This is a genomic window from Brevibacterium oceani (assembly GCF_013623835.1).
GTDB lineage: Bacteria > Actinomycetota > Actinomycetes > Actinomycetales > Brevibacteriaceae > Brevibacterium > Brevibacterium oceani.
Genome location: NZ_JABKDE010000009.1, coordinates 44,271 through 63,685 on the forward strand (window position 1 = coordinate 44,271; position 19,415 = coordinate 63,685).

A 19,415-nucleotide genomic window follows, 5' to 3' on the forward strand; every position below is an offset into this window, starting at 1 on the left:
TGTCTCGAGGAGCTGCCTGCCGACGAGTCCCGCCGCAGACGGCCCCGACCGGATCACCTGCTGGATCAGTCGCCCTTGACGTTGACGAGCTGACGCAGGGTGTGGCGGATCTCGACGAGCTCGCCCGCATCCTCCATCACCTGGTCGATCGGCTTGTAGGCCTGCGGGATCTCATCGATGAACGCGTCGGTGTCGCGGTACTCGATGCCGGCCATGGCCTCACGAAGCTGATCGCGGGTGAAGGTCTTCCGCGCCTGCGTGCGGGAGTACTGACGGCCGGCCCCATGTGGTGAGGAGTTCAGCGCCACCGGGTTGCCCCTGCCAACGACTACGTAGGACGCGGTGCCCATGGACCCGGGGATGAGCCCGAGTCGGCCGGACTCGGCCTCGATGGCACCCTTGCGGGAGACCCACACCTGCTTGTTGAAATGAGTCTCTGCCTGGGTGAAGTTGTGGTGGCAGTTGATCCGCGCCTCTTCGACCACGGGCTCGCCCATGGTCTCGGAGACCTGCCTGGCCACGCGGTCCATCATCTCCTCCCGGTTGAGCAGGGCGAAGTGCTGCGCCCATTTCAGCTGCCGGATATAGGCGGTGAATTCCGGTGTGCCCTCGACGAGGTAGGCGAGATCCGGGTCCGGCAGTTCGATCCACCACTGCTTGCACAGGCGGGACGCGACCTTGATGTGGTGCATGGCGATCTTGTTGCCGATGCCTCGGGACCCGGAATGGAGGAACATCCACACCCAATCCTCCTCATCGACGGAGACCTCGATGAAGTGGTTGCCAGACCCCAGGGAGCCGAGCTGGTAACGCCAGTGCCCGGCATACTCGCCCGGGTCGAAGCCGGCCTTCTCGGCCAGTTCTTCGAGCTCGGTGATCCGCGGAGCCGCGGTGGCGACGATCTTGCGGTTGTAGGCACCGGCCGAGGTCGGCACCGCCCGCTCGATCGCCTCCCGCAGCCCCGTGAGGTCGCGGGCCACGAGCTGGGCCCGGGTGAACTGGGTGCGCACCGCGATCATGCCGCAGCCGATGTCGACACCGACGGCGGCAGGAATGATCGCGCCCAGGGTGGGGATGACCGAACCGACGGTTGCGCCCTTGCCCAGGTGAGCATCCGGCATCAGAGCCAGATGGGGGTAGATGAACGGCATCCGCGCAGTCGTGTGCGCCTGCTCCAGGGTCTTCTCATCGAGCAGAGACGCCCAGGAGATCAGCCGTTTGCTGAGTGTGTCCATGATCCTTTCCTAGATGTGTTGTGCGGGTCCGGGCCCACAATTCTTGGGACCCATGGGCCTGGAACCCACTGGTCCGGGACCCGCATCGCACCGATCGGAAAGCCATGCGATATGAGAAATGCCCCGGACCGTGATCGGTGCGGGGCGATGAGATGCGCTGTCTCAGCGCTCGCGCAACCGAAGGGTCGACTGATGAAGGGATTCGAATTGCTTCGATCCCTTGAGTTCGCGCGAGTTCGCGACAACGTTCATCAGTGGATTCCTTCGGATTCGTCGACCGCGCCGAGGTGGTGCGGCCCATGCGTCGAATCGACGCACTCCCTGCGCCGAGGTGGCGCAGACGTTCGACTATACACGAACCGTGAGGTTCGTGCCCTACTTCTTCTTCCGGCGGTCGACCTTGACGGACACGACGGGAACGTCGGAGTCGAGGATGATGCGCTGAGCTGTCGAACCCATGATGAGCTTGCCGACGGGGGAGCGGCGACGCGATCCGATGACGATCATGCGGGTGTCGGCGGTCGCCTCGGCGAGAGCCAGCAGCTCTTCGACGGGATCGTTGCCGCGGAGGAACTGAAGGATCTCGTGGGAGACCTCGGATGCCTGCAGGGTCTCCTTGAGCTCGTCGATGTCCTTGCTCGTGGCCACGCCGCGTTCGTCGGGTGTCTCGCCGATTCCGGCATTGAGGACGACGAGGACGTCGTCGAATGCACGGGCCTGCTCGATGCCGAATTCGACAGCGGCCTTGCCTTCGGGCGAGGGGGAATAACCGACGAGAATTGTCATGATCTCTCCTGGTGCGACATTGGACGAAGCTCCCTCAATTTGTAGCACATCAGCCCTCGTCGAACGGGCGGTGTTCGACCTCTGACGGTGTACGGCAGCAGATTCGGAAGGAGATTCTGATCGCACGCAGACCGGGCTCGAGCGTTCGTTTACTGAACAACTCGTCGGTGTTGCCTGAGAAGCAGTAAGGTGACCTGGGCGCTTTGCGCCTCTCCTCGAGTATCAGAAAGTTGTATCAGTGACAGAATCGAATAAGAACCCCGGTGCCGCCGACTCGCGCGGAGTGAGTGCCGGCACGGGTGATAAGAAATCAGAATGGCAGACGGTCAAAGCCATCATCGCGGCCTCGTCGGGCAACCTCGTCGAATGGTTCGACTTCTACATCTACGCCTTCTTCAGCGTCTACTTCGCCGAACAGTTCTTCGTCCAAGGTAACCCGACGCTCTCGCTCATGCAGTCTGCCGGAGTCTTCTTCGTCGGCTTCCTCATGCGGCCCATCGGCGGGTACGTCTTCGGCCGTGCCGCCGACCGACTCGGGCGCAAGAACTCCATGCTCATTTCGATCCTGCTCATGTGCGCCGGATCCCTGTGCATGGCGATCCTGCCCACCAGCGCCACCGCCGGTTCATGGGCGGCCATCCTGCTGCTTCTTGTGCGTATGGTCCAGGGGCTCGCCGTCGGTGGCGAGTACGGCGCGACCGCGACCTACATGTCCGAGGTCGCCACCGAAGGCAAGCGCGGCTTCTACTCCTCGTTCCAGTACGTCACCCTCATCGGCGGCCAGCTGCTGGCCAGCCTGCTCGCCGTCATCATGACCCACACGCTGGGCACCGAGGACATCGAGGCCGGCTGGTGGCGTCTGCCGTTCGTCATCGGCGCCGCTGCCGCCATCGTCTCGCTGTGGCTGCGCCGCGGTCTTGAGGAGACCACCTCAACGGATACCCGCAAGAACGAGAACTCCGGAAGCTTCCGCGAGGTGCTGCGTCACCCGCGCGCATTCTTCGTCGTTCTCGGCATCACGTGCGTCGGCTCGCTCGTCTTCTACGTCTTCACCACCTACATGCAGAAGTTCCTGCTGCTGCAGAACGAAGGCACCCCCGGCGAAGAGATCTTCAACAAGGGTTCGATCGCCGACCTGATGACGGTCTGCCTCGTCATCTTCGTCGTCATGCAGCCCATCGCCGGAGCGATCTCGGACAAGATCGGCCGGAAGAACAACATGCTCATCTTCGTCATCGGCATGATCGCCCTGCCGATCCCGCTGCTGAGCATGATCGGCAAGGCGCAGTCCGTGGTCACCGCCGGTATCCTCATCGTCATCGCGATGGCCTTCATCAGCATGTACACGTCGATCTCCGGCATCGTCAAGGCCGAGATGTTCCCCGCCCACATCCGCGGCATCGGCGTCGGATTCACCTATGCGATCGGCAACTCGCTCTTCGGCGGCTCCGCCGAATACGTCGCACTGTGGTTCCGCAATGCCGGAATCGGCGGCTGGTTCGCCGTCTACGTCGTCATCATTGCGCTCGTCAGCTTCGTGGCCGTGCTCTATATGCACGACAACCGCAAACACTCGACGATCGACAACGCCGATTCCTCGGCGTACAAGCGCATCAGCAGCTGAGAACCTCGCCGAGGCGGCCGACCCCGGCCGCCCCGGCGGACCTTGCGTAGGCGCACCCTTCAGGCAGGCATCGGCGGGCGGGCACACGGCCACCTGCAGGGACGGTTTAGACTGGCCGAATGTCCGCCTCCCTGCTGTCCGCCGATTCTGCCGCCGCCGAACGCAGCCGGGACCTACTGGCGGACTTTCCGCACTTCGCCGACGCTCCCGGGCTGCCGCAGGCTCGCATGCTCGTCGAGTACGTCATGGGTCGCCGGTCTGGTGAGCTCGATGTGTCCGGTCGCGACGCGGCCGGATCATTCATCGCCGCCGAGGAGGTCGCGGCGGTTCCCCACGACATCATCGTCATCGACGATGCCAGGGGCATCCAGGCCGCACTGCTCAGTCGCCTCGCCGAGGTGGCCGTCCATCACGATCGCCTCGACGAGTCCCGCACCGCGGCCGTGGTCGCCGATGGCGCACAGATCCCCCTGCCCGAGGAGATCCCCGCACTCGACGAGCTGGGAAACGCTCGCTTCGCCACCGGACGCGACGTGGAACCCGGGTCGGCTCGTGCCACGGGGGGTGACGCGGAAACCGACTCAGCTCGTGCCACGGGATCAACCGCCTCGGCGGGGGAGTTCGACCGTGAGACCTGGGCTGTCATCAACGCTCCGAAGGCGGTGAGCGCCTTGGCCGAATCCGTGACCGCGCTGCAGGCGCATGTGTCGACGATCATCGTCATCGGACGCAGCGACGCGATGAGCCGGGCGGTGAACAAGGAACTCTCGCGCGGTTTCGGTCGGGTCGACGTCTCGCCCGGGGTGGGCAAGCATCGGATGATCATCGGCAGCCGGCGATTGAGCTCCCCGAGCCTGCCGGACTTCCCAAAGCAGGGGACTATCGCCCACCCGAGGGTCGGCGACATCGCGGTACGAGCCCACGGTGCGTGTTTCTCAGGCGTGAAGAGCGACGAGGGGTCGACCCTGCTCCTCGATGCGCTGCTGGGCCTCTTGCCTGGTGCGAGCAGCGCAGCCGTTCCGACGGACGCTCACTCTGCCTCCGGACAGATGGAGGGACGGACTCCTAACTCCGTCCTCGACCTCGGGTGCGGCAACGGATGGCTGCTCACCGCGGTCATTCGTGCCACGGGAGCGTCACGTGGAGTCGGGGTGGATGTGTCGAAGGCGGCGGTCGCCTCGGCGCGGGCCACGACGGAGGCCAACGGAATCGATGCCGACATCGTCCTCGGTGATGCCGCGGACCCCGACGATGATGCTGTGGTCGCTCTCGGCTCCTTCGACCTCATCGTCCTCAATCCGCCGTTCCACCAGGGGACGACCATCGAGACCGACACCGCCGAGGCGCTCATGACCACGGCCGCGGCACACCTGGCGCCCGGGGGCCGGGTGCTCACGGTCTTCAACACGCATCTGCAGTATCGTCAGCGGCTCGAATCTCGCATCGGACCCAGCGAGCAGCTGGCGCGGAACAGCAAGTTCACGGTGATCGTCAGCCGCGCCTGAGGCAGAAGAGCCCCGAAGAATTCGCTGCGGTCGGCGGGACCGGCTCCGCCTGTGCTCAGGAGTGGTGTTCCCGGCGATAGGTCCGCCACGTGCTCACCTGATCCCAGATGACGATGGCCCAGACCGCGATGACCGTGATGATCTGCTGGACGTCGGCATTCGGGGTGTTCGTGAGCTCCGGGTGGAGGACGGGCTGTGTGAGCAGGGCGACCGTGAGGAAGACCGCCATGGCGACATCGGCGATCCCGCCGATGAGCACTACGATCGGCCTCGCCGAGGCGGTCGTGAACTTCACGATCTCGACCGCGGCGAGGAGAGCCAGGAAGCCCCAGTATCCGAGCAGCCAGCCGAAGCCGAGATCCGGATTGATGAACGTCTCCCCACCGTTGAGATGCCCGACATAGAAAAGGGAAGTCGGGATGAACGGGGCCATGGCGAAGGCCACGATGAAGACCAGCCCGAGCCCCGCCTCGGCGCGGATCTGTTTGCCGTGGGAATCGCGACGATCGAGATCATCGACCGTCCACGTGCCCGACTGTCGTTTCCGCATCGCTTCGGCCGCACCGCCGTCCATTCCGCGGTCGCCGAGGCCGATGATGATCGTGATGGCGGCGAACGCGGTCAGCAGGGCGATGACCGTGTTGCCGGCCGTCTTGCCGATGATCTCCCCGATCTGGGCTTCGGGCGAGAGGGCGATGGTGGTCACGACGTTCGTGAGCACCGCGAGCAGACCGACGAGAGGCAGAACCCACCGCAGTGCCCAGACGAAGAGTGGATAGGAATTCGGGCCGATGAAGTGCTGTGGGGAGTTCGAATACTCTCGCGACAGCACCGCGGGATCGCCGAGTTCTTCGAGGACTTCGCGTTCGATGGCGGCGGTGCGATCCGGGGTCGGGTCCGTGCCCTCGCCGAGGCGGGCATCGACCATGTCATCGATCGTGGCGGTGATCTCGGCTGCGATGTCCGGGCGGGCGTCTTCGGGGAGATGACGGGTGACGTTGTCGACGTAGATTTCGGTGAGCGCACTCATGGTGTGCCGTCCTTCCAGAGCTGTGTGATGCTGGAGTCGAGTTCGAGCCAGTGGCTGTGCAGTGCGGCGGCGACTTCGGCGCCGCTGTCGGTGAGCGTGTAGTACTTGCGGGGACGAGCCTGTTCGGTGTTCCAAACGGCTGTGAGCAGGCCCTGTTTCTCGAGCCGCCGCAGCAGGGGGTAGAGGGTGTTGGCCTCGGTGGGGACGCCTGCTTCGGTCAGAGTCGTCAGCAGCGAGTAGCCGTACTGTGGGCGCCTGCAGGCGACGAGGCTGGCGAAGACGACAGTGCCGCGGCGCAGCTCCTGTTCGTGCGTGGCGAGTGCCTTGTCCGTGTCTTCGTCCATGCGTGACACGATAGTGTGTGACGCACACTATTACAAGAGGCGAGGTATGGATTCGTCTCTGTGGCCTCGCAGATGCCGGCTGTTAGTCTCGTCGCATGGAAACGCGAAGGTGGGTGCTCTTCGATATCGGAGGAGTCCTGGAAGTCGTCGATGACGACGCGGTGTGGCCGAAGTTCCAGCGTCGGTGGCAGGAGCGATCGGGACTCACTCCGATCGCGTGCTGAAGTCGCGATCCTGTCGAATTCGGTCGATGGAGCTCGTTGTGAAGAGGATCGCCGGTTCGGTTTCAGTGCTGTCTTCGATCCTATTCTCTACAGCCACGAAACAGGTCTGCTCAAGCCGGAGCCGGAGGCATATGAGAATGCGCTCGACCGCATTGGCGCCGAACCGCAAAACGTGTTCTTCATCGATGACCATAAGATCTGCGCGGAGGGCGCTCGTGCCGTGGGCATGACCTCGATCGTGCACCGTGACAATGACTCGACTATCGCCGCCGTCGAGAACTACCTCGAGGGATGAGTCCAGGCGGTTGCAGGTTGCAGTGAGAATGTGGCCGCCGCCGAGGCTGCCGGGTTCGAAACCGGCAGGCATTGTCTTGATTCCGGGCCTGTTCGACGGCGCCTCGAACGGGCATTCGTGGATAGTGTGGGTGTCGTTCGGGGTTGCTGTCGCCTGGGGTGCAGGTATGGTTCTCACTTGCCGCAACACCACATGATGAGGTGGCCTATTCCGTGAGATCGAGCATCGGCGTCGGACGCCGGAACCCGCGGGTGACGAACGTGAGGTAGGCGGTCCCGATGATGAGCCAGACCAGGCCGATGAGCAGCGTCCGCGGCGACAGGCTCGTCCACAGCCACAGGGTGAGGCAGAAGCCGATACCCGGCAGCACGATGAAGCTCACGACAGCGCGTGCCCCGCGGCGCTTCCCGTCGATGATGAAGTGCTTGACGACGGAGAGGTTGACCGCGGAGAACGCGATGAGCGCCCCGAAGCTGACCATCTCCGAGATGAAGCTGAGGTCGACAGCCAACGCGAACAGCGACACGACGCCGACGGTGAGCGTGGCGAGGATCGGGGTGTGAAAGCGCGGGGAGAGGCGCCCGAAGAAGGTCTTCGGCAGCACGCCGTCGCGGCCCATCGCGAAGAGGATGCGCGAGACCGAAGCCTGCGAGGTCAGCGCCGAACCGCAGGCACCGGCGACATAGGCGGCGGTGAAGAAGATCGTGAGGAACTCACCTCCCGCAGCGCTCATGACGTCAAGAGCGCCGGAGTCGACATCGGCGAACCGGTTCGACGGGTAGACCAGCTGAGCGAGGAACGACAGCAGGATGTAGATGAGCCCGCCCGTGAGAGTCGCGAAGACGATGGCCCGAGGCACCGTCCGCTTGGCGTCCTTGGCCTCCTCCGACAGTGTTGAGACCGCGTCGAAGCCGAGGAAGGACAGGCAGAGGATCGCCGCTCCGGCCATGACGTTGCCGAATCCCGGCGCGCTCCCGTCGCCGGTGAAGGGTGCCGCGAGATCGACCGTTCCCGACCCCGTCATCGATGCGATCCCGAGAGCCGCGAAGGTGAGGATGAAGATCGCCTGCGCGGCGATGATGACGATGTTCGCCCTGGCCACCGAGACGATGCCGATGACGTTGAGAATCGTGACGAGGACGATCGCGGTGAGCACGAACACCCATGCGGGGATCATCGGGAACGCCGCGGAGAGGTAGATGCCGATGACGAGGTAGTTGATCATCGGCAGGAACAGATAGTCGAGCAGCAGCGCCCATCCGGCGACGAACCCGATTGCGGGCCCGAAGCTCTTCTGCGTGTAGGTGTAGGCCGAACCGGCGAAGGGCAGCTCATGGGCCATCTTCGCGTACGACCTGGCGGTGAAGACCATCGCCGCCAATGTGATGACGTACGCCAACGGCACCCGTCCGCCCGTGACCTGAGTGACGATGCCGTAAGTGGTGAAGATCGTCAGCGGCACCATGTAGACGAGGCCGAAGAAGACGAGCGAGGGCACACCGAGGGCGCGCTTGAGCTGACCTTCGCCATCCGCTCCGGTGTTGGCCGTCGGCTGTGACATGGTCGGTCCTTTCTCAGGCCTGCGAATGCACGGCAACGCCGCCGAGGTAGGTGGCGGCAATTCGTGTGAGCGCGAGTTCGCGTGGGGTCAGGTCCCGTGGATCGTGGTCGAATCGGATGAGGTCGGCACTCGCCCCGACCTGGATCGAGCCCCACGGCTCGGCTGAGTGATCGGCGAAGGCCTGATGGGCCACAGCGGTCGAATACGCGTCGAGGGCGCGGTCGATGTCGACGATCTCCTCGGGTGTCCACCCGCCGTCCGGTTCGCCCGCTTCGTTCTGTCGGCTCGTCCCGATCGCCAGACCTTCGACCGGTGTGCCCGAGGTGCACGGCCAGTCCGAGCCGAACGACAGACGTCCGCCGCCGTCGAGGATGCTGTGCATCCGGTACTGCTGCCGGGCCCGATCCTCGCCGAGGCGGGGCACCGTGAGCACGGTCATGAGGTCATCGAGCTGTGCCCACAGGGGCTGCATGTTCGCAATCACCCCGAGCTCGGCGAACCGGTCGAGGTCCGCGGAGTCGACGAGCTGGGCGTGCGCGATGACCGGTCGGCGATCGCGCGATCCGTTGGCGGCGATGGCCGATTCGATGGCGTCGAGGGCCTGCCGGACGGCGGCGTCGCCGATCGCGTGGATATGGACCTGGAAACCTGCCGCATCGACGGCACGAACCGCCTCGGCGAGGGTCTCACCCTCCCACACGCGCAGACCATGATTGTGCAGGGACGAACAGTACGGTTCGAGCAGGGATCCGGTCTCGTTCTCGACGACGCCGTCGGCGAAGAACTTCACGGTCCGGGCGCTGAGCATCGGATCGGCGAGCTCCTCCACGCGCCTCCTGGCCTCGATCATCGCCGGCAGCTGCTCGGAAAAGCTCCGCGGGTCGGCATAGAGCGCGAGATTGAACCGGATCGTCAACCGGCCCTGAGCCGAGGCGGCAAGATAGGTCTTCACATCAGCCGGTTCGACCCAGGCGTCCTGGACCCAGGTGACTCCGCGCTCGAGGTAGTAGTCCGCCGCTCGCTCCAGAGCACGCAGCCGCACGGATTCGTCCAATGGCGGGCGGACGGCATCGACGAGGTCGACGGCACCCCACTCCCGCAGTGTTCCCAAAGGTGAGCCGTCACCTCGTCGGGGGATCTCCCCGAGAGTCGGTTCGGGGGTGTCCGCGGTGATCCCGGCCAGTTCGAGGGCGCGGGAGTTGCACCACACCGTGTGATAGTCCCAGGCTCGCAGGACGACGGGACGGTCGGATACGGCCTCGTCGAGCCAGCGGGCATCGAAGAGACCGCCGGCGACGAGGCTGCCGTCGTAGGACGCTCCGGTGATCCACTCGAGTTCGGGGTTGGCCTCGGCGAAGCGGGCCACCTCGGCGATGATCTCGGCAACACTGGAACACGAGCGCACCTGCGGACCTTCGACTTCGAGCCCGCCGAAGATCGGGTGGGCGTGACCGTCGCCGAAAGAGGGCATGAGGAAGCCGCCGTCGAGATCGACGACCTCGAGATCGACAGAGTCTGTGAGGGAGCCCGACTCCGCGGCCGCCTCGGCGAGCTGCGCTTCGACATCCGTCGAGCCGATCGCGACGATGACACCGTCATCGACGAGCAGGGAGTCGGCGGTCTCGGTTGAGGCTCCCAGCCAGATGGTGCCGTTGTGGAAATGTGTCAAAGCCACGGTGGGTCTGTCCCTCGCTTCAATGCGTACGATCTCTGATCCGTCACTGTTACGAACAGTGTTCGTATTTGTGACTGAGAACACGATACACTCTGCATGAGGTCAGCGGAAGTAGGAGGCGAGATGGGATTGCGGCTCAACCGGGAACGGCTCGTGGATGCGGCGCTCGTCCTCGTCGACGAGGAGGGCGCGGAGGCACTGTCGATGCGCACCCTCGCTGCTCGTGTCGATCGGCAGGTGTCCTCGCTCTACAACCACGTCTCCGGGCGGACCGAGCTCATCGAACTCATGCGCGCCCGCATCGTCGCCGACATCGACGTCACCGCGTTCGGGTCCGCTGAGGAGCCGGAGTCTTCTGCACGGACAGCTGACAAGGGCTGGGATGCGGCGCTCGAGGAGTGGGCGGGGTCCTATCTGCGGGCGTTTGCGACCCATCCCAACCTCATCCGACTGCTGGCGACCACGCCGATCCGCCACCATTCCGCGTATGCGATGTATGACGCCGTGGTCGCCGGTCTGGTCCGAGCCGGGTGGCCCGAAAGCCTCGTCTTCGCCGTCGTCCGCACCGTCGAGGCACACGTCCTCGGCTCGGCTCTCGACATCGTCGCACCCGGAGATCTGCTGGTCCAGGGTGCCGTCGACGCCGTACTGCCTGCTGTTCGGGAGGCGTTGGCCGAACGCCACGCGCCGACCTATGGTGCGGAGGCGGCGTTCTCTCTCGGACTTCGCGCCCTCATCGACGGGCTGCGGCTGCGGCTCGCCGAGGTGGCAGGCTGAAGCTCAGCCCGCGACCGAATCCACGGCCAGGTCAGAGGGCTGCTTGCGGAAGCCTCTTGTCGTAATTGCGAGGATGACGGCACCGATGACCAGCCAGCTTGCGCCGAGGGTGATCGCGTGGATGTCGAGCTGGGTGAGCAGATAGCCGATGACGAAGACGCCGACGATCGGGCAGACGAGGTAGAGGACGATGTTGTGCGGCCGGCCCGCTCGTCTCTCTTTTGCCCAGTAGACGATGACCGAGACATTGACCATGATGAAGGATAAGAAGGCCCCGAAGTTGATGAACGACGTCGAGGTGGCGACGTTCATGAAGATCGCCACGAGTCCGATGGCGGCGATCGTCAGCAGAGACAGCACGGGGGTGTGGAAACGCGGATTGAGCTTGCCGAAGAAGCCGCGTGGCAGCACCCCGTCGCGGCCCATCGCATAGAGCAGTCGGCTGCCCGCGGCTTGAGCGGCGATGCCCGAGGTGAACTGTGCGATGACGAGCGCGGCGAGGAAGACCGCACCGAAGAGGTGTCCTCCGATGCTTCTGGCGATCTCGAAGGCCGCGGCATCAGAATTCTCGAACACCCCGCCGGGATGGACGAGCTGGACCGCATAGGCCACGACGACGAAGATTCCACCGCCGATGAGGGCGATGAGCATAATCGCCTTCGGCACTGTCTTACGAGGCTCGATGGTCTCCTCGGTGAAAGTGGTGACGGCATCGAACCCGAGGAACGAGTACGCAGCGACCGCGGCACCGCCGCCGATGGCCACGAGTGTGGAGTCGAGGCCCGTGAACGGGCTGGCGCTGAATAGCCCCGCGGCACCGTCGGATCTGAAGACATCCGCCAGTGACAGGGCGACGAAGAAGACGATGACGAGGATCTGGAACGACATCAGGATGAGATTGGCCCGATCGGCGACCTTGATGCCGACGACGTTGAGGACGGTGGTGAGGACGATGAATCCGATGATCCACACCGCCATCGGCACGGCCGGGAACTGCGCCTGCAGGTAGGAGCCGCCGATGAGCCAGATGACCATCGGCAGGAACAGGTAGTCGAGCATCGTCGCCCAACCGACGAGGAAGCCGACGCGGCCGTCGATCGTCTTGCGCACATAGGTGTAGGCCGACCCCGCCACTGGATAGGCCGCGGCCATCCGGCCGTAGCTGTTGGCGGTGAAGAGCATGGCACCGAGGGCCAGCAGATACGCACTTGCGCTCGCCCCATGGGTCTGCGAGGCGGTGACGCCGAAGATGCCGAGGACGATGAGCGGTGTGAGGTAGGCGAGGCCGAAGATGACCAGGGAGGGCAGTTTGAGCGTGCGGTTGAGCGTGACGGTGTCTGACATGGTCACTCCGTTGTCGATGTCATGGATGCAGCAGTGGATGAGGTCGTAGTGATGGGTTCAGGTGCGGCGACGGGTTTGTGATGAAAGCGTCCGTCGGAGTGTCGACTCAGGGGTTGCTCTGACCCGGCGTCCAGCGGGTGGGGTCGAGCGAGCCGTCGTAGAGGGGGAGAGGGATCGGCGCATCCTCGGGCGTGAACTGCGACCACATTCGGTTGGTGCCGGCGGTTCCGAGTTCGCGCACGCGACGAACTCGGGCCGGATCCACGCGCACGACGATCGTGTCCTCACCCAGACCCGCTTCGCCGAGGACGAAGCCTTCGGGGTCGACGGCGATGCTGCGCCCGCGGCCGACGGGCTCGGCGCAGTTGACGCTGAGGACGTAGACCTGGTTGACGATCGCATTCGCCCGGGCGAGGACGAGCTCCTGTTCGCGATCCTGGCTGGTCGTCTTGACGACGTTGAGGATGGCATCGGCACCCATCCAGCTCAGATGCCGAGAGTGTTCCGGGAACCAGGCGTCGTAGCAGATGGAGAGTCCGAACGTGCCGTGATCGGCAGTCGGGGCGACGACGAACTCGGTGCCCGGCCGGTGCGGTTCGTAGGGGCGCCAGGGGAACATCTTCCGGTACGTCGAGACGAGCTCGCCGGCTGGGGAGAAGAGGAGCTGGGTGTTGAAGAAGCTGCCGTCGTCGGCGATCTCACCGATGCTGCCCGGGCACAGCCAGATGCCGTGGTCGGCCGCGATCCGTCCGATGTCGGCGACGAACGCTGAGTCGAGGTAGACGGCCTTCTTCCGCAGTGCGGGCGAGCGCTGCTCTGCGGGCAGGTCGTCGACGCTGTGGAGGTGGAGTTCGGGGTAGACGAGCATCTCGAGCTCGGGATGCCGCGTCGTTGTGGCTGCCACATCGGCACGGAAGTCGGAGAGCGGATCGGACCCGGTCAGCGGCGACCGCTGGGCCAGTCCGACTGCCATTTCGCTGGTTTCCACTGTAGTCCCTTCGACGGGTTCTCACGGTGCCGGAAGGCATCGCCACTTTAAGTGATCAGTTTGATCACTATAAGTCGATGTGACGTTAGACTCAAGACATGACGGAGAGAAATCCTTCGACACTTGATCCGGGGCCTGCGGAGGCGCATGCGGTCGACCGAACCCTCTTCGCCGCCCCCGGGGCCGCCGAACTCACGCGTCTGTCCGCCGTCGACACCGTCCGTGCCCGTGTCCTCCTCTCGATCGAACACGCGCTGTTGGCACCCGGCAGCAGACTGCCGAAGACCGAGCTTCTGGCCGCCGGGCTCGAAGTCAGCGTCATCACCGCCCGGCGAGGTCTCGAGAGCCTTGTCGATGACGGGGTCCTTGTCCGCCGGCGGGGTCGGGGCGGCGGCACCTTCGTCGCCGATGATCCGCCGCATCTCAACGACTCCGCCGTCACTGCCTACCGGGCCGACGCCGACGCAATCCACAGACTCATCGACCAGCGCAGTCTGATGGAATCCGCCATCGTCGCCGAGGCTGCCCTGCGCGCGACCCCCGACCAGTGCGATGAGCTCGACTCACTCATCAGGGCCTCCGCCGAGGCTGCTGACTGGCACGAGCATCACATCCCCGATACCCGGTTCCACCATCGTGTCGCCGACATCAGCGAACTGCCCGAGGTGCCGACTTATCTGGCCAGCTATGGCGGACTGACGAAGTACTTCGTTCCCTATCCCCAGGAGCAGCTCGAAGAGGGACGGGACCATCATCGACAGTTGGTGGCCGCTCTCCGGGCGCACGATCCGACCGCAGCCATGGCGATCACCCGTGTGCATGTCGATGCCCTGCGGCGGGAGATGTTCGTCGGCCTCGAACGCAACGACGGGACGGGGAAGTCTTGATGACTGAATTGGTGGAGCCGCGCGCATCTGAACTCGAACGATTCTGGTCGGCGGTTCGCACGCGCATCCTGGAACTGCCGGAACGGGTGCCCGAGGCGTGGGCGTTCGGTGCGACAGCGGACCATGCGGGCGAACTCCTCGCATTGGTCCTGTCCGGAACGAAGACGGGAACCGCCTCGGCGCTGTGGGACATCGAAGCCGACGGCGAGACCGTCCCCGAGGTGGGGCAGCTGAGCATCATCCTCGACGGGCAGGAGCGGCCGCGTGCGGTCATCGAGACCACTGCGGTCGACATCGTCCCCTTTGCCGAGGTGACTGTCGAACACGCGTGGTCCGAAGGTGAGGGTGACCGCACCCTGGAGGCCTGGCGTGAGATCCACGAACGCTTTTGGCGTGAGCGCGGCCGTCGAGGTTTCGCCGTCGACATGCCCGTCGTCTGCGAGCGTTTCGAACTCATCTATCCGATCAGTCACGCCGACGAGGTGCTCAGTTCATGACCGCAGCAGAATCCGCCGAGCATTGGAAGCTCATCCACGCAGAGCGAGCCCGTCTGCTCGGAGCGCTCGAGGACCTCTCCCCGGAGCAGTTCGCCCAGCGTTCGCTGTGTGACGGATGGTCCGTCGACGAGGTCGTCGCCCATCTCAGTGCGGCAGCGAACACCGGACGGTGGACCTGGATCCGCAGCATTGTCCGATCCGGTTTCGACCCCACCAAGCACAACGCACGCCTGCTGTCACGGTATCGGGGACGCTCGCCCGCCGAGACCGTCGACAACTTCCGCGAGGCGGTCACGGCCACGATCGCGCCGACGAAGGACTATCCGGCGTTCCTCGGCGAGGTGGTCGTCCACAGCCAGGACATCGCACTCCCGCTGGGGATCGAACTGTCGCCCGATCCCGAGGCGGTCGCATCCGTGGCCCGCTACTTTGCGGCGAAGGATTTCGCGGTCAACAGCAAAACGTTGGCCAAGGGTCTGCGACTGCGCGCAGACGATGCGGACTTCGACTCCGGATCCGGCCCGATGGTCACCGGACGACTGCTCGACCTCGTCATGGCGATGGCCGGACGCCCCGAGGCTCTGCGTGCACTCAACGGCGACGGCGTGGCCGAATTGCGAACCCGCATGAGCTGAATCGGGTGCCGCCACGGGGAGCCCTTGAAGGTCCAGACTCCTTGTGGACCCAGACACCTTGCATGCCCAGGTAATACGGCTCAGCCTTCAGCCGCGTCCCCGGTCCGCAGCTGTTTGCGGCTTCGCGTCGTAGGTCACCCAGTTCGTCTTGGTGGCCACCTTGTCGTAGAGCACCTGCGCCTGTTCGTTGTCGGAAGCGGTGATCCAACGGACGACGGAGCGTCCCTCCTCGGCGGCGATCTCCTGTAGGCGCGCGACGAGGGCACGCCCGGCACCGGACCCGCGCACCTCGGGGTCGGTGAAGAGGTCATCGAGCCAGATCCCGACGCTGCCGGTGGAGGGGCGGGAGAAGCGGCGGAAGTCGGCGATGGCGACGATCCGTCCGTCCACCTCGGCCGCGAGGCTCTGGACCTCATGGTCGGCATCGACGATCCACGACCAGACGCGGGAGACAATCTCCTCGGACTCCGGCAGATGGTAGAACTCGCGGTAGGCGCGGAAGAGCTCCTTCCACCGCGACTCATCATCGGGCGAGGTGGGGCGGACGGACAGCTGTGACGGGGCAGAGGAGTTCATCGGGACCTTTCCGGGGTAGACGATCGTGTGGATGACACTCTAGACGCCCAGAGTAAGTGGGATGACGGAGAGCAGTCCGGGGACGACCGCAGTCAGGCACAGCGACGTCGCGAGGAAGATGCGGAAGACCGTGTTCTGCCGGTCTTCCTGGGCATTGGCGACGACCAGGGTCCCGGCAATGTGGATCGGATTCATCACCATGAGTCCGGAAGGGACGGCAATGGCGGCGACGATCCAGAAGACGTTCGGCGAGTCGCTGAAGAATCCGAAGGCCAGCGGCATCGTCAGGCTGAGCACGCCGAGAGCGGATGACTCAACATTGCACAGCACAGCAGTGAGGTAGGCGAGCACCAGCAGTAAGACCGCACCGGATCCAACAGCTCCCATGCCGCTCTGGATCGCATCGATGGTGCCCACCGACTCCAACAGGCCGAGGTAGGTGAGGAGGCCGCCGATGAGCAGAGTCGCTCCCCAGGGCACCCGGCTGAACATCTCCTTCTGCGCGGGGTGGAAGACGATCTGAAGAATCGCGGCGACCGCCATCGACGTGAGACCGACGTCGAGCCCGAAGGCGATCACACAGAGGACGAAGGCGAGCAGACCGACGATCGAACTCACCGCATAAACGGTATTCGTCGGAGTGGAACGGGATTCTTCACCCTCGGCGACCTGGGACGCCTGCGGTTCTACGAGTGTTTGACCGCGACGCGCCAGCCACCGGAAGACAACCTGCAATGCGGCCAGGCAGACGGCGGTGACTACGACGGCGACGAGCCAGAGCGACCACTCCGAGTACGAGATGCCGGCCTTCGCTGCGAGGTGGCTGATCGTGGCCCCCCGTCGGGTTGAGCGGAGACATCCCCAGGCCGATGGAGCCCATGATCACGCCGAGGGCATTGATGAGGTAGGTGCCGGGATACTTCACCGAGATGAAAGCGATGATTGGGACCAGAATGGCGACGGGCCCGGTCCCGAAGATCCCCACGGTCGACAGGAAGCCGCCCAAAGCAAATCCGACCCAGGGAATCAGAGCTCTGCGATCACCGACGATGCGGAATGCCCCGTTGATGATCCAGTGGACCGCCCCGCTGAGCTCGAGATGGCTGAACATCAGCGAGACACCGATGATGAGTACCACCAGGTTCGCGGGGAAGCTGCTGTAGACGTCGTCGGCCGAAGCGTCAGACACGATGAGCAGAATGAACGCGGCGAACAGCGAGAGGATGCCGATGTTGATCTTCTTCCACACGGCGCCGATCAGAATCAGCACGAGCAGAATCAAAGCGATGATCTGGGCTGTTGTCACGGGATCCTCCTTATAGCCATGATGGTGCGACCCAAAAGCACCCGGTCACGCTATCAGGAGTCCTTGCCCGTTGTTTCGCGGTCTCGATGCGGATGAAGCAGTCGAGGCGAGCGCGCCGCACACGCGGTGAGCCTTCGGCCCGAATGTCAGTCGAAGACGACGAAACAGCCCTCCACCGCGACCCATCGGGGTCGGGCAGAGGGCTGTTTAGTCGTACGCGAGAGGGGACTTGAACCCCTACGTCCGAAGACACTGGAACCTAAATCCAGCGCGTCTACCAATTCCGCCACTCGCGCTCAAGCAGCCGGAACAGCGGCCGCAACGCCCTCAAGACTAGCAGGGGCGCCACGGCCTGCTGAAAACTCACGCGGCTCGGACGTCCGCGGAACGGAACTCAGGCGGCGTCGATGCCCAGTTCCTTGCGCACACGGGCAACGTGCCCGGTGGCCTTGACGTTGTACTGGGCGAGTTCGACTGTGCCCTCGGCGTCGACGACGACGGTCGAGCGGATGACGCCCTGGACGACCTTGCCGTAGTTCTTCTTCTCGCCGAAGGCACCCCACTCGGTCATCATCGTCTTGTCCTCATCAGAGAGGAGGTCGAAGTTCAGGCCCTCCTTCTCGATGAACTGCTGCAGCTTCTCCGGCTTGTCCGGGGAGATGCCGAGGACGACGATGCCAGCGGCCTTGAGAGCCGAGAGCGAATCCCGGAAGTCGCAGGCCTCGGTCGTGCAGCCGGGGGTCATCGCTGCGGGGTAGAAGTACACGACGACCCGCTGACCTCGATAGTCACTGAGGCTCACGGATTTCCCGTCTTGGTTGACGAGGGTGAAATCCGGGGCGGTGTCGCCGACCGACAAGCGTGGCATAGGAACTCCTGAATGCGTGATTGGGAATCGTTCTCCGCGTCCACTCTACCGTTCCGAGGACTTCCCGGCTCCCGGACCTGGCCCGCAGCGGATCACCGGTGGTCTCAGAGTGCTGCGGCCCAGTCCGCCACCGAAGTGACGAGCGCCTGGCGAGGGAACACCTTCTCCGTGAGGACATGATGGACCTCCGCATCCGGATCCGCGCAGGCGTCGGCGAGCACCGTGAGGCGGAAGTCGAGGTCGGCGGCGAGACGCACCGTCGAGAGCACGACCCCGCTCGTCGAGATCCCACCGAGCACAAGCGAATCGGCGCCGAGCCCGCGCAGCAAAACCTCGAGGTCGCTGCCGGCGAACGCCGAGATGCGTTTCTTGACGACGATAGGCTCGTCGTCCCGGGGGCTCAGGCGATCAATGATCTGGGTCGCCGGAGCGTCGAGACTCATCGCGTCGTCACCGCGCTCCTTCGCCGCAGAGAACGAGAGGTTCGATTCCGCGATCTCGGGGCAGCCGAGCCGGAAGGCGACCCGCACGAAGACGATGGGCATACCGGCATCGCGAGCGGCGGTGAGCGCGCGTTCGGCCGCGTCGACGGCAGGTTCGAAGCCGGGACGGCCGGCGATTCCGGCCTGGAAATCCATGAGAAGCAGTGCTGAGGTCATACGAGAACTCCGTTCGATGGGAGGTGGGTGAGAAATGGGCCATGAGGGACAGGCGAGAAGAACCGCACCGATAGCCAGTTTCAACTGCACAGTCTAGACTGTCAATATGTCGATGTCAGATTCCAACGCCCCGAAGCCGATGAACGACCCGTCGGAGACAACCGACCCGTCGCAGGCGAACGCCCACCAGGTGGCGGTCGATCTGCGAGCTGTCCTCGCCCGGCTCGTCCGCCGCCTGCGCGAGACCACGCTCGAGGACTCGCTCACCCCGTCCCAGGCCTCCGCACTGTCCCGACTGAGCAAGGGCGGGGTGTCCACGGTCGCGGCGCTCGCCCATGCCGAGAAAGTCCGCCCGCAGTCGATGGCCGCGACCGTCGAGTCGCTCGAGTCCCGCGGCTTCCTCACCCGCAGCCCGGACCCCACCGACGGCAGGCGGCAGATCGTCGACCTCACCGACGCCGGTTGGCAGCAGGTCGAGGGGCAGAGGGAAGCCGGTCTCGCGTGGCTCGACCACAGCCTCGCCGAGGAGGTCACCCACGCCGAACTCATGACGCTGGCCGAGTCGAGCAGAATCCTCGCGAGGATCCTCGACCGATGAG

21 protein-coding genes, 1 tRNA gene and 1 pseudogene are annotated in these 19,415 nt (G+C 64.7%); 9 read left to right on the forward strand and 14 right to left on the reverse strand.

The features are described 5' to 3' along the window. Positions 1-65: 65 nt before the first annotated feature. Positions 66-1,235: an RtcB family protein gene (locus HK401_RS17520; protein WP_181275939.1), complete on the reverse strand. Its 1,170-nt coding sequence runs from the start codon at positions 1,233-1,235 to the stop codon at positions 66-68. Between the two features lie 375 nt (positions 1,236-1,610). Further along, positions 1,611-2,021: a universal stress protein gene (locus tag HK401_RS17525; RefSeq protein ID WP_181275940.1), complete on the reverse strand. Its 411-nt coding sequence runs from the start codon at positions 2,019-2,021 to the stop codon at positions 1,611-1,613. A gap of 238 nt (positions 2,022-2,259) precedes the next feature. Between HK401_RS17525 and HK401_RS17530 the strand changes: the two genes are divergently transcribed. Beyond that, positions 2,260-3,645, forward strand: coding sequence for an MFS transporter (locus tag HK401_RS17530; RefSeq protein ID WP_181275941.1), 1,386 nt, complete (start codon positions 2,260-2,262; stop codon positions 3,643-3,645). 119 nt (positions 3,646-3,764) lie between these two features. After that, positions 3,765-5,150 carry a class I SAM-dependent methyltransferase gene (locus HK401_RS17535; protein ID WP_181275942.1) on the forward strand — a complete coding sequence of 462 codons (1,386 nt, stop codon included), beginning with the start codon at positions 3,765-3,767 and terminating at the stop codon, positions 5,148-5,150. A gap of 55 nt (positions 5,151-5,205) precedes the next feature. Here HK401_RS17535 and HK401_RS17540 read toward each other — a convergent pair whose 3' ends face one another. Then, positions 5,206-6,180 carry an HAAS signaling domain-containing protein gene (locus HK401_RS17540; RefSeq protein ID WP_181275943.1) on the reverse strand — a complete coding sequence of 325 codons (975 nt, stop codon included), beginning with the start codon at positions 6,178-6,180 and terminating at the stop codon, positions 5,206-5,208. Then, complete coding sequence (locus HK401_RS17545) at positions 6,177-6,524, reverse strand: PadR family transcriptional regulator (RefSeq protein WP_181275944.1); 348 nt, start codon at positions 6,522-6,524, stop codon at positions 6,177-6,179. Before HK401_RS17545 ends, HK401_RS17540 begins: the two co-directional genes overlap by 4 nt. Before the next feature lie 95 nt (positions 6,525-6,619). Here HK401_RS17545 and HK401_RS20880 point away from each other — a divergent pair, with 95 nt between their 5' ends. After that, the gene (locus HK401_RS20880) at positions 6,620-6,748 is read left to right on the forward strand and encodes a hypothetical protein (protein ID WP_258234326.1); all 129 of its coding nucleotides are present in this window, start codon (positions 6,620-6,622) and stop codon (positions 6,746-6,748) included. A gap of 10 nt (positions 6,749-6,758) precedes the next feature. After that, positions 6,759-7,043 (forward strand): HAD family hydrolase, encoded by a 285-nt coding sequence (locus HK401_RS17550; protein ID WP_258234321.1) that lies wholly within the window; start codon positions 6,759-6,761, stop codon positions 7,041-7,043. A gap of 205 nt (positions 7,044-7,248) precedes the next feature. On the opposite strand, the gene HK401_RS17555 is transcribed toward HK401_RS17550, so the two are convergent. Both HK401_RS17555 and HK401_RS17560 read right to left on the reverse strand, forming a co-directional pair. After that, positions 7,249-8,604, reverse strand: a complete 1,356-nt coding sequence (locus tag HK401_RS17555; protein ID WP_181275945.1) for an APC family permease — start codon at positions 8,602-8,604, stop codon at positions 7,249-7,251. Positions 8,605-8,617: 13 nt separating this feature from the next. Beyond that, positions 8,618-10,279: an amidohydrolase gene (locus HK401_RS17560; RefSeq protein ID WP_181275946.1), complete on the reverse strand. Its 1,662-nt coding sequence runs from the start codon at positions 10,277-10,279 to the stop codon at positions 8,618-8,620. A 123-nt stretch (positions 10,280-10,402) separates the two neighbouring features. Here HK401_RS17560 and HK401_RS17565 point away from each other — a divergent pair, with 123 nt between their 5' ends. After that, positions 10,403-11,056 (forward strand): TetR/AcrR family transcriptional regulator C-terminal domain-containing protein, encoded by a 654-nt coding sequence (locus HK401_RS17565; RefSeq protein ID WP_258234312.1) that lies wholly within the window; start codon positions 10,403-10,405, stop codon positions 11,054-11,056. A gap of 3 nt (positions 11,057-11,059) precedes the next feature. Here the strand turns inward: HK401_RS17565 and HK401_RS17570 are convergent, their stop codons facing one another. Together HK401_RS17570 and HK401_RS17575 are read right to left on the reverse strand one after the other, a co-directional pair. Next, a complete protein-coding gene (locus HK401_RS17570; protein WP_181275947.1) occupies positions 11,060-12,400 on the reverse strand; it encodes an APC family permease in 1,341 nt (446 codons plus the stop codon). Between the two features lie 106 nt (positions 12,401-12,506). Beyond that, positions 12,507-13,388, reverse strand: coding sequence for a carbon-nitrogen hydrolase family protein (locus tag HK401_RS17575; RefSeq protein ID WP_219922053.1), 882 nt, complete (start codon positions 13,386-13,388; stop codon positions 12,507-12,509). Positions 13,389-13,486: 98 nt separating this feature from the next. Between HK401_RS17575 and HK401_RS17580 the strand changes: the two genes are divergently transcribed. The 3 genes from HK401_RS17580 to HK401_RS17590 are packed head-to-tail and all read left to right on the forward strand — an operon-like array spanning position 13,487 to position 15,407. Continuing rightward, entirely contained in the window at positions 13,487-14,275 is a 789-nt protein-coding gene (locus tag HK401_RS17580) for a FadR/GntR family transcriptional regulator (RefSeq protein WP_181275948.1), read from the forward strand. After that, positions 14,275-14,772, forward strand: a complete 498-nt coding sequence (locus HK401_RS17585) for an ASCH domain-containing protein (RefSeq protein ID WP_181275949.1) — start codon at positions 14,275-14,277, stop codon at positions 14,770-14,772. The genes HK401_RS17580 and HK401_RS17585 overlap by 1 nt, the downstream gene beginning before the upstream one ends. After that, positions 14,769-15,407 (forward strand): maleylpyruvate isomerase family mycothiol-dependent enzyme, encoded by a 639-nt coding sequence (locus tag HK401_RS17590; protein ID WP_181275950.1) that lies wholly within the window; start codon positions 14,769-14,771, stop codon positions 15,405-15,407. Before HK401_RS17585 ends, HK401_RS17590 begins: the two co-directional genes overlap by 4 nt. Before the next feature lie 87 nt (positions 15,408-15,494). On the opposite strand, the gene HK401_RS17595 is transcribed toward HK401_RS17590, so the two are convergent. The 6 genes and pseudogenes from HK401_RS17595 to HK401_RS17620 all read right to left on the reverse strand — a co-directional run bounded on the left by HK401_RS17595 (position 15,495) and on the right by HK401_RS17620 (position 18,816). Next, entirely contained in the window at positions 15,495-15,983 is a 489-nt protein-coding gene (locus tag HK401_RS17595) for a GNAT family N-acetyltransferase (protein ID WP_181275951.1), read from the reverse strand. A gap of 39 nt (positions 15,984-16,022) precedes the next feature. Further along, complete coding sequence (locus HK401_RS17600; protein WP_507134200.1) at positions 16,023-16,811, reverse strand: SLC13 family permease; 789 nt, start codon at positions 16,809-16,811, stop codon at positions 16,023-16,025. 52 nt (positions 16,812-16,863) lie between these two features. Next, positions 16,864-17,289 (reverse strand): annotated as a pseudogene (locus HK401_RS17605) (SLC13 family permease); the annotation flags it as partial. 214 nt (positions 17,290-17,503) lie between these two features. Then, positions 17,504-17,585, reverse strand: a tRNA-Leu gene (locus tag HK401_RS17610). 98 nt (positions 17,586-17,683) lie between these two features. Beyond that, positions 17,684-18,157, reverse strand: coding sequence for a thioredoxin-dependent thiol peroxidase (gene bcp / locus HK401_RS17615; protein WP_181275954.1), 474 nt, complete (start codon positions 18,155-18,157; stop codon positions 17,684-17,686). A gap of 104 nt (positions 18,158-18,261) precedes the next feature. Next, entirely contained in the window at positions 18,262-18,816 is a 555-nt protein-coding gene (locus tag HK401_RS17620) for a cysteine hydrolase family protein (RefSeq protein ID WP_181275955.1), read from the reverse strand. A 106-nt stretch (positions 18,817-18,922) separates the two neighbouring features. Here HK401_RS17620 and HK401_RS17625 point away from each other — a divergent pair, with 106 nt between their 5' ends. Further along, positions 18,923-19,414 (forward strand): MarR family winged helix-turn-helix transcriptional regulator, encoded by a 492-nt coding sequence (locus HK401_RS17625; RefSeq protein WP_258234313.1) that lies wholly within the window; start codon positions 18,923-18,925, stop codon positions 19,412-19,414. The last annotated feature ends 1 nt before the right edge of the window (position 19,415 follow it).